Annotated in this window: 9 protein-coding genes; 2 read left to right on the forward strand and 7 right to left on the reverse strand. The window is 62.9% G+C overall.

The window, feature by feature from the left end; all coding sequences use genetic code 11:
- Positions 1 to 4: 4 nt before the first annotated feature.
- Together nagA and nagB are read right to left on the reverse strand one after the other, a co-directional pair.
- On the reverse strand, positions 5 to 1,150 hold the full coding sequence (gene nagA, locus AAHB08_RS01220; protein ID WP_202046332.1) for an N-acetylglucosamine-6-phosphate deacetylase: 1,146 nt from the start codon (positions 1,148 to 1,150) through the stop codon (positions 5 to 7).
- Between the two features lie 9 nt (positions 1,151 to 1,159).
- Positions 1,160 to 1,960 (reverse strand): glucosamine-6-phosphate deaminase, encoded by an 801-nt coding sequence (gene nagB / locus AAHB08_RS01225; RefSeq protein WP_139436464.1) that lies wholly within the window; start codon positions 1,958 to 1,960, stop codon positions 1,160 to 1,162.
- Positions 1,961 to 2,231: 271 nt separating this feature from the next.
- Here nagB and nagE point away from each other — a divergent pair, with 271 nt between their 5' ends.
- Positions 2,232 to 3,686: an N-acetylglucosamine-specific PTS transporter subunit IIBC gene (gene nagE, locus AAHB08_RS01230; protein ID WP_005325683.1), complete on the forward strand. Its 1,455-nt coding sequence runs from the start codon at positions 2,232 to 2,234 to the stop codon at positions 3,684 to 3,686.
- Positions 3,687 to 3,808: 122 nt separating this feature from the next.
- Positions 3,809 to 6,472: a beta-N-acetylhexosaminidase gene (locus tag AAHB08_RS01235; protein ID WP_342057860.1), complete on the forward strand. Its 2,664-nt coding sequence runs from the start codon at positions 3,809 to 3,811 to the stop codon at positions 6,470 to 6,472.
- 237 nt (positions 6,473 to 6,709) lie between these two features.
- Here the strand turns inward: AAHB08_RS01235 and AAHB08_RS01240 are convergent, their stop codons facing one another.
- Genes AAHB08_RS01240 through AAHB08_RS01260 form a run of 5 tightly spaced genes read right to left on the reverse strand, consistent with a single transcriptional unit; the run spans position 6,710 to position 12,820 of the window.
- Positions 6,710 to 7,276: a nucleotidyltransferase family protein gene (locus AAHB08_RS01240; protein ID WP_342057861.1), complete on the reverse strand. Its 567-nt coding sequence runs from the start codon at positions 7,274 to 7,276 to the stop codon at positions 6,710 to 6,712.
- Positions 7,266 to 8,255 carry an XdhC family protein gene (locus AAHB08_RS01245; RefSeq protein ID WP_342057862.1) on the reverse strand — a complete coding sequence of 330 codons (990 nt, stop codon included), beginning with the start codon at positions 8,253 to 8,255 and terminating at the stop codon, positions 7,266 to 7,268. Before AAHB08_RS01245 ends, AAHB08_RS01240 begins: the two co-directional genes overlap by 11 nt.
- On the reverse strand, positions 8,248 to 9,465 hold the full coding sequence (locus tag AAHB08_RS01250; RefSeq protein WP_342057863.1) for a c-type cytochrome: 1,218 nt from the start codon (positions 9,463 to 9,465) through the stop codon (positions 8,248 to 8,250). The genes AAHB08_RS01245 and AAHB08_RS01250 overlap by 8 nt, the downstream gene beginning before the upstream one ends.
- Positions 9,462 to 9,992, reverse strand: coding sequence for a (2Fe-2S)-binding protein (locus AAHB08_RS01255; protein WP_139436452.1), 531 nt, complete (start codon positions 9,990 to 9,992; stop codon positions 9,462 to 9,464). Before AAHB08_RS01255 ends, AAHB08_RS01250 begins: the two co-directional genes overlap by 4 nt.
- Positions 9,989 to 12,820: a xanthine dehydrogenase family protein molybdopterin-binding subunit gene (locus tag AAHB08_RS01260; RefSeq protein WP_342057864.1), complete on the reverse strand. Its 2,832-nt coding sequence runs from the start codon at positions 12,818 to 12,820 to the stop codon at positions 9,989 to 9,991. The genes AAHB08_RS01255 and AAHB08_RS01260 overlap by 4 nt, the downstream gene beginning before the upstream one ends.
- Positions 12,821 to 13,167 lie beyond the last annotated feature (347 nt).

The following is a 13,167-nucleotide window of genomic DNA, read 5'->3' on the forward strand; positions in this document are numbered from 1 at the left end:
AGTGTCACTGTGTTGTGTAGTGTCCGTTAACCACGGTCCCGCAGACCGTGAAGGCCTGATCAAAGACGGTGAGGTTGGCAATTTTTCCGACCTGGATACTACCGAGACGTGAGTCCCATCCAATGGCGCGAGCGGGGTAAAGGGTGGCCATTCTCAGTGCTTCATCGAGCGGTAATCCGACCTGTTTGACCAGATTCTCCACCCCTTCAATCATGGTGAGGGCGGAGCCGCCGAGTGTACCATTCTCATCGACGCACTGACCATCGCGGAAATAGACGGTTGCGCCACAAAAATCAAACTGCTCAAAGCCTTCCGGTGCCCCGGCCGCGGCGGTGGCATCGGTGACCAGCACCAGTTTCTCGCCGAGGATCCTGTGTGCCAGGCGCACGTTGGCCCAGTGCACGTGGTGACCGTCGACTATGATGCCGGCATAGACATCCTTGCGATCGTAGATGGCGCCCACCACCCCAGGCTCGCGACCGTTCAGGGTCGGGGTCATGGCGTTGTAGAGGTGGGTGGCAAAGCGCATGCCGTTGTCAAACCCGGCCATGGCCTGGTCATAGCTGGCAGCGGTGTGACCGGCGGAGACCAGGATGCCGGCTTCCACCAGGCGGCGGATGTGCTCCGGCTTGTTGCGCTCCGGCGCCAGGGTGATCTTGGCGATGGCGTCTGCGTTGGCGCAGAAGAAATCGATCATCTCGTCGACGGGCTGACGGATCTGCTCGGCCGGGTGTATCCCCTTGCGCTTGAGGTTGGTGTAGGGCCCTTCCAGATGGACCCCCAGCACCTCGTTCGGACGGGCGGCCATGTAGTCGCGGGTCACCGCTACCGCCAGCTTCATGTCCGCATCCGGACTGGTGATCAGGGTCGGCAGGAAGCTGGTGGTACCGGACTTGAGGTTGGCCGCCTGCATGGTGGCCAGGGTCTCGGTGGTGATATGACCGTTGAACATGACACCGCCGCAGCCATTGAGCTGCACGTCGATGAAGCCGGCGCTGAGGTTGGCGCCCTTGAGATCAATTTGCTCGATGCCGGCGGGCAGCTCGGCCAGGTGGGAGATGGCGACAATCCTGTCGCCTTCGATCAGTACGCCGTGGCCGGTCAGCACGCAGCTGCCGGTATAGAGGGTGCAATTAGTCAGTGCGTACATGACGGCTCCTTACAGACGGTCGATGTTGGCGGCTTCCAGCTGCTGGAAGTAACGGACCGTCTTGACCTTCAGCTCCATGGTGGAGGGCTCGTCGCACACCATCATGCCCTTGGGATGCAGTTGCAGGGTGGAGATGGTCCACATGTGGTTGACGCAGCCTTCCACCGCGGCCTGCAGGGCCAGGGCCTTGGCGTGACCGGTCACCAGGATCATGATCTCTTCGGCATCCATCAGGGTGCCCACGCCCACGGTCAGCGCCAGCTTGGGCACCTGCTCCATGTCGCCACCGAAGAAGCGGGAGTTGGCGATGCGGGTATCCTCGGTCAGGGTCTTGACCCGGGTACGGGAGGCCAGGGAAGAGGCCGGCTCGTTGAAGGCGATGTGCCCGTCGTTGCCGACGCCGCCCATGAAGAGGTTGATCCTGCCGTAGGACTTGATCTTCTCCTCGTAGCGCTTGCACTCGGCCACCAGGTCCTCGGCGTTGCCGTTGAGGATGTTGATGTTTTCCGGGCGAATGTCCACGTGGTTGAAGAAGTTGTTGTACATGAAGCTGTGGTAGCTCTCCGGGTGCTCCTTGGGCAGCCCCACGTACTCGTCCATGTTGAAGGTCACCACGTGCTGGAAGCTCACCTCGCCGGCCTTGTGCAGCTCGATCAGGCGCTTGTAGGTCGTCAGCGGCGTGCCACCGGTGGGCAGGCCCAGTACGAAGGGGCGGTCGGCGGTCGGTTTGAACGCATTGATGCGGTCAACGATGTAACGGGCAGACCAGAGACCCACCTGGCTGGCAGACTTCAACGGGATCAGGCGCATTTTCTATACCTCAGTACGGTTGCCGCACAGGATTGACGGCAAGGGACCAAACACGGATTCAAGTTGTTTTATAGCGTAAATAAAGATTGCGAACTAAGCCACATCTATCCGCTACCTTTATCTCTGTTGAGTGATAATGATCACGAAAGCTGGTTTATTAATTTGCGCAGCGAAATAAAACACATAGACTGCCAATCAAGCCTTGATGGCTTATGCGTCGAACGTGATAAGCACTTAATTTCTAGAAAAACATCAACTAAGGAGAGGAACCGTGAACATTCTCGGTTATTTGCAAAAGATCGGCCGTGCCCTGATGGTGCCGGTAGCGGTATTGCCTGCCGCAGCGATCCTGATGGGGATTGGCTATTGGATTGACCCGAACGGCTGGGGTGGCGAAAGCGCGCTGGCGGCCTTCCTGATCAAGGCGGGTGCCGCCATCATCGACAAGATGGCCATTCTGTTTGCCGTGGGTGTCGCCTATGGCATGTCCAAGGATAAAGACGGTTCCGCCGCGCTGGCCGGTCTGGTCGGTTACCTGGTGGTCACCACCCTGCTGAGCCCGGGTGCGGTCTCTCAGATCCAGCAAATCCCGCTGGACCAGGTCCCTGCCGCCTTCGGCAAGATTGAGAACCAGTTCATCGGTATCTTGACCGGTGTCATCGCTGCCGAGCTGTACAACCGCTTCAGTGGCGTCGAGCTGCACAAGGCCCTGGCCTTCTTCTCCGGCCGTCGTCTGGTGCCGATCGTGACCTCCGTTGTCATGATCGTGGTCTCCTTCATCCTGATGGCCGTCTGGCCCATCATCTATGGTGGCCTGGTCTCCTTCGGTGAATCCATCGTCAGCATGGGCTCCACCGGTGCCGGCATCTACGCCTTCTTCAACCGTCTGCTGATCCCGGTCGGTCTGCACCACGCCCTGAACTCGGTGTTCTGGTTCGACGTGGCCGGCATCAACGACATCCCGAACTTCCTGGGTGGCCAATCCTCCATCGACGCCGGCAAGGCTGTCGTGGGCGTGACCGGCATGTACCAGGCTGGCTTCTTCCCCATCATGATGTTCGGTCTGCCGGGTGCGGCACTGGCCATCTACCACAGCGCGAAGAAAGAGAACAAAGAGAAAGTTGCCTCCATCATGATCGCAGCCGCCTTTGCCGCCTTCTTCACCGGGGTGACCGAGCCGCTCGAGTTCTCCTTCATGTTCGTGGCGCCGGTACTGTACGTCATCCACGCCCTGCTGACCGGCCTGTCCGTGTTCATCGCCGCCAGCATGCACTGGATCTCAGGCTTCGGCTTCAGCGCCGGTTTCGTCGATATGTTCATCCAATCGCGCAACCCGCTGGCGACCCAGTGGTACATGCTGCTGGTACAAGGCCTGGTGTTCTTCGGTCTCTACTACGCCATCTTCCGTGCCGTGATCGTCAAGTTCAACCTGAAAACCCCGGGTCGTGAAGATGACGAAGCCGTGCCGGTACAGGCCCAGACCACTGACCGCACCGAGCTGGCTCGCCAGTATCTGGAAGTGCTGGGTGGCCAGGACAACCTGGTGACCATAGATGCCTGCATCACCCGTCTGCGTCTGACCCTGAAAGATCGCAGCATCGTCGACGAGCGCAAGCTCAAAGCCCTGGGCGCGGCCGGTGTGGTCAAGCTCGGTGAGCAGAACCTGCAGGTGATTCTGGGCCCCTTGGCCGAGATCATCGCCGGTGAGATGAAAGCCCTGCGTTAATCGAGCGACCCGCTCACCTCAAGTCTAAGTCCATTGTTGACATAACTAAGGGCCCCGCTTAGGGGCCCCATATAAAAAAAGCCAAGAAAATCCAACCTTTACTTCAAACGAGAGCAGCAGTTATGAACTTGAAACATTCTCTGTTAGCCATTGCCATGTCTACCGTTTGTGCCGCCCAGGTACAGGCAGCCGATGCCGCCAAGCAAGCCGTGGTCGATTCCCTCGCCAGCAACCTGGTCGTCAAGTACGAAGTCGTCACCAACGACGGTGCCGGCGCCGGCCTCGATTGCCAGGCACTGGGCTCCGAGTGGGCGAGCTGCGGCGTTGCCAAGCTGCACCTGACCAATACCGGTGCCGACGTCACCTCCAAGGACTGGAGCATCTATGTCTCCTCCATCCGCCGCATCCAGCGGGTGGACAACGACCAGTTCACCATCACCCACCTGACCGGCGACCTCTATCGTTTGACGCCAACCGAGAAGTTCCAGGGCTTTGCCAAGGACGCCACGGTCGAAGTACCCCTGGTGGTGGAGTACTGGGTATTGTTCGAATCTGACATCATGCCGAACTGGTACGTCGCCAGCGAAGGGGCCGAGCCGAAAGTGCTGGCCAGCATGAGCAACATCGACGATGCCACCACCTATGAGAAGCCGATGCCGGCCGACGGCTGGAAGCGTACCAAGGATGACAACAACATCCTGATGAACAGCGAGACCCGTTTTGCCGCCAACCAGACCAGCACCTTGCTGCCTGCCGGCAAGATTGACGACCAGATCCTGCCGACCCCGATGAAGCAGGTGGTCAAGGCCGGTCCCCAGGTCGACTTCTCCACCATCAAGCTCAATGCCCTTGACCTGCCAAGCGATCGCGCCGAGGCCCTGAAGGCTCAACTGACCAAGCTGGGTGTTACCCTCTCCGACACCGGCTACCCAGTGACCATCAAGCTCGGCAGCAAGCTCAAGCAGGCCGAAGGCTATGACATGACCATAGGTGCCAAAGGCACTGTGGTGCAGGGTCATGACATCGACGGGGCCTTCTGGGGCGCCCAGTCCCTGATCTCCCTCTTGGGGGTTGACGACAAGCTGGTGAGCCAGATGAGCGTCGAGGATGCACCGCGCTTCGAATACCGCGGCATGCAGACCGACGTGGCCCGCCACTTCAGAAGCCCGGAGACCATGAAGAAGCTGGTTGACCAGATGTCTGCCATGAAGCTCAACGTGCTGCACCTTGGCCTGACCAACGATGAAGGCTGGCGCATCGAGATCCCGGGCCTGCCGGAGCTGACCGAGGTCGGCAGCCAGCGTTGCCACGATCTCTCCGAGACCCAGTGCCTGATGCCGCAGCTCGGCTCAGGCCCCACCAGCGACAACCAGGGTTCCGGCTTCTACAGCAAGGCCGACTACATCGACCTGGTGCGCTATGCCAAGGCCCGCGGCGTGACCGTGATCCCCGAGATCAACATGCCGGCCCACGCCCGTGCCGCCGTGGTCTCCATGGAGGCGCGCTACAAGCGTCTGCTGGCTGAAGGTAAAGAGACCGAAGCCAACCAGTTCCGTCTGACTGACCCGGATGACACCTCCAACGTCACCTCGGTGCAGTTCTACGACAAGATGTCCTTCATCAACCCCTGCCAGCCGGGTGCCGCCACCTTCGTGGCCAAGGTGATGGATGAAGTGGCCCAGATGCACCAGGCCGCCGGTCAGCCCCTGACCGCCTGGCACTACGGTGGTGACGAGGCGAAGAACATCATGCAGGGCGGTGGTTACCAGGACCCGGCTGTCACCAAGAAAGAAGAGCTGGTGGCCTGGAAGGGCAACGTCGACTCCAGCAAGCAGGACAAGCCGTTCGGCAAGTCCCCCATGTGCCAGAAGATGATCGACGATGGCAAGATCAAGGACGTGGCCGAGCTGCCTGTCCACTTCGCCAAGGAAGTGAGCGAGATGGTCAAGGGCCATGGCTTCTCCACCCTGCAGGCGTGGGAAGATGGTCTGAAGTACGCCACGGACGCCAGCGTGTTCGCCACCGAGAAGACCCGGGTCAACTTCTGGGAAACCCTCTACTGGGGTGGCTTCAACGAGGCGATGAAGTGGGCGCACAAGGGCTACGACGTGGTGCTCTCCAACCCGGACTACCTCTACTTCGACTTCCCGAACGAGGTACACCCGGCCGAGCGCGGCTACTACTGGGCAACCCGCTTCAACGACACCCGCAAGGTGTTCGCCTTCGCCCCGGAAAACCTGCCGCAGAACGCCGAGACCTCGGTTGATCGCGACGGCAACGCCTTCGTGGCCAAGGGTGACCAGGATCCGGTCAAGTTCAAGGGGATCTCCGGTCAGCAGTGGAGCGAGACAGTGCGCACCGACGCCCAGTACGAGTACATGGTCTACCCGCGGATCTTCTCCGTGGCCGAGCGCGCCTGGCACAAGGGTGGCTTCGAGCTCGACTACGTGAAGGGTCGCGAGTTCTCCGGTACCACCAAGCACGTCAACAAGGCCACCCTGAACAAGGAGTGGAACCAGTTCGCCAACCTGCTGGGTCAGCGCGTGCTGCCCAAACTCGATCAGGCCGGTGTGGAATACCGCCTCTCGGTACCGGGTGCCAAGGTGGTGAACGGCAAGCTGGAAGCGAACGTGGATCTGCCGGGTCTGCCCATCCAGTACAGCCTGGATGGCAAGAGCTGGAGCGCCTATGACGCCGCCGCCAAGCCGACCGTCAATGGCAAGGTCTGGCTGCGTACCACCAGCTTCGACGGCAAGCGCGCCAGCCGCGTCACCGAGCTGAACTGATAGCGTATCGTCTCTGACACAGGGCGGGTCGCAAGACCCGCCTTTCCCAAGGGCGATGGCCATCGGGCTTGGGAAAGGTTGACTGTGCGTGTGAACCTTTGTTGTGTGTGTATTGTCTGTTTTTCATCACTTGTGACCCCGCCTCGTGCGGGGCTTTTTTTGCCCGGCGATCAGGCATGCCGTGAACGGCATATGGTGGGCTGTGCGGGGAGAGGCGGGTCGGACGGGGCTGGCGCCTCAGAGCGGATCCTCTGGCCAGTCGATGTCTTGCACGCAGCCGGGATCGTCCAGGGGCAGGGTGTGCAGGCGCCCCCGATGGCGCAGCAGTACGCCTTGCGCGCCCTGCTCCCCCGCCAGGCTCGCCAGCTCGGGGAGCAGATCCGCGGGGAAGCTGACGGGGTGGCCAGGCTGCCCCTGATGGAGGGGGCGGACTATCTCCCTGCCAGTCTGGGCGGCTTGCAGCGCCCCCAGGCTGGCGGGGGAGAGGCGGGGCATGTCGGCCAGGGCGATGAGCAGGCTGTGGATGGGGCGGCCGCTCGCCAGCAGGGTGCGCACCCCGTGGGCCAGGCTGTCCCCCAGGCCGCCGTCCCGTGGCACCTGGGTCAACTCGGCGCCGGAGTCCGCCAGCAGGCGGCGCAGTGCCTCGTCTCGCTGTCTGAGCACCACCAGCACGCTGTCATGACAGGGGAGCAGGGTGGCCAGGGTGCGCAGGATCAGGGGCGGGGAGCCTGCGAGGCGCTTGTCGCTGCCGTAGCGACGGGAGAAGCCGGCCGCCAGCAGCAGGGCGACGTGCTCAGGTTGCATCTGTGGCCTCTCTCAATCGGATGCCCTGGCGCACGGCGATCACCTCGGCCAGCACGGCGATGGCGATCTCCATGGGGGTCTTGCTGCCGATGGGCAGCCCTATGGGGGCGTGGATCCGCGCAAGCTGGGCCTGACTCGCCTCGGCAATTCGCTGCAGCCGCTCCAGCCGACGGGCGCTGGTGCGCACCGACCCCATGGCTCCGAGGTAGAAGGCGTCGGATTCTAGCCCCGCCATCAGCCCGGCATCGTCGATCCTGGGGTCGTGGGCCAGGGCCAGCACGGCACTCCGGGCCGTGGCATGGCGCTCGACGAAGCGCTCGGGATCGCACCACTCCACCGCTATGCCCCCTTGCTCCGGCCCCCAGCACCAGTCGCTGCGGTACGGCTCGCGGGTATCGCACAGCCGCACCTCGAAACCGGCGGCCTGACCGAGCCTGGCCACCTGCTCGCTCACCTGGCTGATGCCGAGCAGCAGCAGGCACCAGCGCTGTGCATAGCTCAGGCGTACCCGGCCTGGCGTCTCTTGCTCGCAGGGATCCGTCGTCTCTCCGGCCAGATAGCGGCGTGTCCCCTGCTCGAGCAGCACCTCCCGCACGAAGGGGCGGCCCCCTTGCAGCCGGGTGAGCCACTCGTCGAGATCCGCACTGGCCGCGTCCCCTTCGAGGCGCTCCACCAGCAGCCGGATGCGGCCACCGCACGGCAGCTCGAACGCACTGCCATCGGGGGCCAGGTGGGCGCCATAGTCCAGCAGGCTCAGGGGGGCGTCATGCTCCCCTCTGGCCAGCATGGCGACGAAGGCATCCTCGATGCAGCCCCCCGAGATGGAGCCGCTGCGGTGGAGGCCATCGGTGGCGAACAGGGCCCCCCTGGGGCGGGGGGCCGAGCCGTAGGTCGCCACTATGCTGCACAGCCAGATGCCTTTCCCCTGGGCCAGCCAGGCGAGGCTCTGACGCAGCACCTCCAGCTGAGCGTCACTCATCGTGCGCCTCGACGATCTCCTTCTTGAGCGTACTGATGTCGTCGGCACTCAGGGTGGAGGCCTGATGGGCCCAGGTCTGGCGCAGGAAGTTCACCAGATCCGCCAGTTGCTGGTCGTTGAGCTCCCTGGCGTAGCCGGGCATGGGGGCGAAGCGCTCGGTCTGGCTGTAACTCTGGGCCGGGATCCCGCGCAGCAGCACCGCCAGGGTGTTGGTCGCGGTCGCCTGATCCAGGGTGGCGTTGGCATACATGGAGGGGGTCACGTTCGGCTTGCCCTGACCCTGCTGGCCGTGACAGCCGGCGCAGTAGTCCCGGTAGAGCCCGTAACCCGGGTGCGATGCGTCCAGAGTGACCGGCCTGGGTGCAGGCTCCGGCAACGGGGTGTCGCTGCCGAGCAGGTAGCTGGTGACGGCATGCATGTCCTCGTCGGTCAGGTAGGCGAAGCTCTTCTCGACCACGGGATACATGCCGGCGAAGACGCCCCCCTTGACCGAGTAGCCCTTGCGCAGCAGCCGGGTCAGGGAGTCATGGGTCCAGCCCTGGCGCCTGAGCTCGGTGGCGGTGATCTCCGGGGCCATCACCCCCTCTATCATGGCCCCTTTCAGGTAGCGTGAGTTGTCCATCGCCATGAACAGATCCCGCGGCGTGTGGCACTCGCCGCAGTGTCCCAGCCCGTCCACCAGGTAGCGGCCACGGTTCCAGTTGCTGCTTTTGGCCGGATCCGGCTGGAAGGCGCTGTCCTCATGGGCCACCAGGTTCCAGGCCATCAGGCCGGTGCGCACGTTGAAGGGGAAGCCGACCTCGTTGTCGCGGTTTACGGTGGCGGCCGGCCTGGTCTGCATGAAGTAGGCGTAGAGTGCCTTCATGTCCTCATCCGTGACCAGGTGATAGGAGGTGTAGGGCATGGCGGGATAGAGGCGTCCCTTGGGGGCGTTGCCGTTGTGCATCACCTCGTAGAAATCCTCATAGCTGTAGCTGCCTATCCCCTGACTCTTGTCGGAGCTGATGTTGGTGGAGTAGATGACGCCAAAAGGCGTCTTGAACCCCAGCCCGCCTGCGTATTTCTGGCCCCCCTCGGCGGTGTGGCAGGCGGCGCAGTCACCCACCTTGGCGAGGTATTCCCCCTGTGCCACCAGCGGATCCCGGGTGTCGGCCGCGGAGACGGCGCCTGCGCCCAGCAGGAGCGCGAATGTGAGTCTGGAGAGCATCATGTGCGGACTACCCCCTCCGAGATCAGCATGGCCTTGACCCCCTCGTAGTACTTCTTGTAACCGGTGCAGCGGCAGACGTGATCCTTGAGTGCTTCCTCGATGGTGGATTCGAGATCGGCCATGGCCACCGGCGCTTTGCGCAGCCGCTCCAGCAGCACTGTGGTCTCGTTGACAAAACCCGAGGTACACCAGCCGCACTGGAAGGAGAAGTGATCCAGGAAGGTCTTCTGCACCGGGCTCAGGGCGATGATCTTGCCCAGCTTGTTGCGCGTTGCGTGGCCTTCCACGGTGCGGATGCGCTGGCCGTTGAAGCGGCCCACCCCGTTGATGCAGGTGCGCACGCTCTCGCTGCTGCCGTCCGCCCCGTCGACCACTATGGTGCAGGCATGGCAGACGCCGACGCCGCAGCCGAACTTGGTGCCGGTCAGGTTCACATACTCGTGCAGGAAGTCGATCATCATGGTGTTGTCATCCACGTCGATCGGGCCAATGAGACGGTCGTTGATGGTCATGTTTACGGTGATCATTGGATGGCCTTCTGAATGTCGGTTGCAGTGACGGGAAGATGATAGAAGCGTGTGCCGGTCGCCTGATAGATGGCTTCGACCAGGGCGGCGACCACGGGGATCATCACCACTTCGCCTATGCCTTTGGTGGCATCGGTCGGCGAGAGGGGATCGAGCAGGGTGTGGGTCAGGTTCCAGACCGGCAGCTGGTGCGCCAGGGGGACCTGGTAGCGGTTCAGGTTCCAGGTGCCGTTGCCCGGCCCGTCCTGCCCGGCGGGCAGGTATTCATACAGGGCGTGACCGACCCCCATGGCCAGACCGCCCTGGATCTGCCCTTCCACCAGCTCGGGGACGATGACACGGCCGGCGTCCAGCCAGCTGTGGGCAGACAGTATGTGCACCTTGCCGGAGCCTTTCTCCAGGGCTATCTCGACCAGGGTGGCGCAGGGGGCGTAGTAGGTCACCATGGCGTTGTTCAGGCTGGTGCTGGGGTAGTGGGCCTGGGTGCGCTCGAGCAGTTGGTAGCCGTTGCCATCCGCCTGGGCCCGTTTCTCGCTGCTGGCGCCCTCGCCGTAGCGCAACGCCAGCGCATCTATGGGCAGGCGCTGGCTCTGACCCTCTATGGTGAAGTCGCACTCGGCCCAGGCCCAGCGGTTGAAGCAGTGCACCATGGCGCCTGTGATGAGGCCGTTGGCGTGAGCATGGGCCGCCAGCAGGGCGAGCGGCAGCGGCGGCATGCCACGGGTCGTGAGGCCAGCCGGGGTCCAGCTCGCCTCGCTGGCCGGGCCGAGATCCAGGCCTGCCTGGCCGACGAAGTACTGCTTGCGCCAGATGGCGGTCGCCGCCGGCCAGAGCGTCTGCTCGAACAGGATGCGGGCCGCGGTGACGGTGGCATGACTCTGGAAGTAGGAGGAGATGGAGGCCGAGGAGGCCTGCGGAATGGCCAGGGTCCAGCGCGGGTTCTTCTGCATCTCGTCCTGGCGCACCTGCGAGATGGTGTAGGGGTTGTCGGTCGAGACCAGCTTGAAGCTATCCCAGAGGGCGATTTCGGCGAGCGCTATGGTGTCGGCCGGTTGGCCCAGGTAGCGGCTGACGATCTCGGCCTGGGAGGTCTGGATCCCGGTGCCCATCTCCATGCCGCTGATTTTCAGCAGTATCTCCCCCTTGCTTGTCAGCTCGACGCAGGCGGAGGGGGCCACGGCGCCGGTGCCATAGTCCTTGGTGGTGATGCCAAAGCCCGTGCCGTGCAGGCGATCCGGATGCTGGCTCTCGTAAGCCTGCTTTCTGGCCTGACGCTGGGCCCAGATCTCGTGCTGTTCGGTCATGGCCAGGATCTCGGGGTAACGGTTGTTGCCCTCGGGAATGGCCCCCTGGGTATTGGGCTGGCCGGGCCTGATCAGGTTGCGGCGCCGCAGCTCCAGCGGATCCATCTTCAGCAGTGCGGCGGCCTCGTTGACCATCATCTCCATGGCCGCCATGGTTTGCAGGGAACCGTATCCCCGCATGGAGCCGCAATCCGGGTTCTCGGAGGGCAGGGCGACCGCGGTGATGTCGTTCTTGGGGAGGTAGTAGACCCCCTGGATGGCGCTGGCCCCCACGCTGGCCACCGAGCCGGTGAAGTTCAGGCGACCGCCGCCGTCCACTGTCATGGCGCTGATCAGGGCGCGGAACTGGCCGCTCTGCTTGTCGAGCACCAGCCTGTTGTGCATGTTGAACGGATGACGCTTGAGGCCACCCTGGAACTGTTCGAAACGATCGTTGGCCAGGCGCACCGGCCCCTCGCCATAAAGGGTCGCGAGCAGGCCATAGAAGGGGAATATGGTGTGATCCTTGGCCCCGAAGCCACCCCCGATGAAGGGGGAGTGCACCACCAGCTTGTCGACCTTGCCGGCCAGCGGCCCCTTGGCCAGCATCTCGGCGGCCTCGTAGTAGAAGTCGTGAGGGGACTGGGTGCTCAGCACCAGGTGCATGGTGCGCGCCTTGGCGTCGAACCAGCCGTTGAAGTTTTCCGGCTCCATCATCATGGGCTCGATGAACTGGGTCTGGTAGGTGCGATCCAGCACCAGGGCGTCCTCGGCCTCCAGCTCCTTGTGCACCAGTCCGGCCTGATGCATTCCCTGTTCGCCTGCGTTGCCATCGGCGTTGGCCGTCGGCCAGACCGGCTGGTGGTTGACGATGGCCGGGAAGAAGAGGCCGTTCTTCAAGGTGCTGTATTGATCCTCCCTGCCGATCTTGCCCTCGATCCGGATGATGCGCCAGCAGGCCCAGGGATCCCGGGTGGTGGCGACCAGGGGGGTCACATCACCGTAGCGCACCACCTTGCCGTTGAACTGCAGGATCTGCTTGGCCCGGTTGAAGGTGGCGAAGTCTGTGAAGATCAGCATGGCGGCCGCATGGCCCAGATAGTCCGGGGTGGCCCCTTCGCTCACCATCATGTTGATGCCGTAGAAGGCGGGCAGCTCGACGCCATCGCGCACCAGGTCGGCGGCCGTGATCACCCGGCGAGGCTGGGCATTGGCGGGCAGCATGGAGAGATCCAGCCCCAGATAGACGCGATCCGCCTTGTCGAGCCGGATCAGCAGCGCATGTTGCTGCTGGGACGGCCAGCCAGCCAGATCCTGGGCGCGATAGTCCCGGCTGTAGATCTTCTGGCCGGTAACCTTGGCCAGGCCATCGCTGCGGAACTTGACCTTGCCCCCCTGCTTCCACTGGCCGAGCAAGGCGGGATCGAAGACCTCGTCTTCCATGCCGGACAGGGAGAGGTTGGCGAGGAGGGGAGCGCTGTAGACGGCGATGCCGGCTATGACGCACTGCTTGATGAAATCACGTCTTGATACGGAGTAGGACATGGCTCAGCTACCTGTGTGAGGATGAGGCGAGTGGCTCGGGGGAAAGGGAGGGGACAGGTGTTGTCGACCATCTTCCCTGATGTCGCAGCAAAATGACAAAGTTGTAAATAGGATACTAGGAGGATGCAGTTTGGAAAATGTCTGGTTCTTGCTGGTTCCAGCTCTGTTCAGCTTGGCGGTGTGACGGACCGGATGTTGCTAAATTGTTTCAAGACATTGAAGTGTGATCTCGTCGCAATATCAAGCAGCCATGTGGTTGTGCCCGCAGTAAGCCCTTTATGCCAGCCTCGTTCAGCCTGTTCTCTGTGGGGAAGTGGCTTGCCCGAGAGCCGATCGCGGCGAAATAA

The sequence above is a fragment of the Aeromonas sp. OTU364 genome (genome assembly GCF_038440395.1).
Classification (GTDB): Bacteria; Pseudomonadota; Gammaproteobacteria; order Enterobacterales; family Aeromonadaceae; genus Aeromonas.

What these genes read in the sequence shown, in the direction of transcription:
- AAHB08_RS01240 (WP_342057861.1), bottom strand. Translation starts at nt 7,276, where the DNA reads ATGCAACCTGAGCACGTCGCCCTGCTGCTGGCGGCCGGCTTCTCCCGT.
- AAHB08_RS01255 (WP_139436452.1), bottom strand. Translation starts at nt 9,992, where the DNA reads ATGATCACCGTAAACATGACCATCAACGACCGTCTCATTGGCCCGATC.
- AAHB08_RS01250 (WP_342057863.1), bottom strand. Translation starts at nt 9,465, where the DNA reads ATGATGCTCTCCAGACTCACATTCGCGCTCCTGCTGGGCGCAGGCGCC.
- nagA (WP_202046332.1), bottom strand. Translation starts at nt 1,150, where the DNA reads ATGTACGCACTGACTAATTGCACCCTCTATACCGGCAGCTGCGTGCTG.
- nagB (WP_139436464.1), bottom strand. Translation starts at nt 1,960, where the DNA reads ATGCGCCTGATCCCGTTGAAGTCTGCCAGCCAGGTGGGTCTCTGGTCT.
- AAHB08_RS01245 (WP_342057862.1), bottom strand. Translation starts at nt 8,255, where the DNA reads ATGAGTGACGCTCAGCTGGAGGTGCTGCGTCAGAGCCTCGCCTGGCTG.
- AAHB08_RS01260 (WP_342057864.1), bottom strand. Translation starts at nt 12,820, where the DNA reads ATGTCCTACTCCGTATCAAGACGTGATTTCATCAAGCAGTGCGTCATA.
- AAHB08_RS01235 (WP_342057860.1), top strand. Translation starts at nt 3,809, where the DNA reads ATGAACTTGAAACATTCTCTGTTAGCCATTGCCATGTCTACCGTTTGT.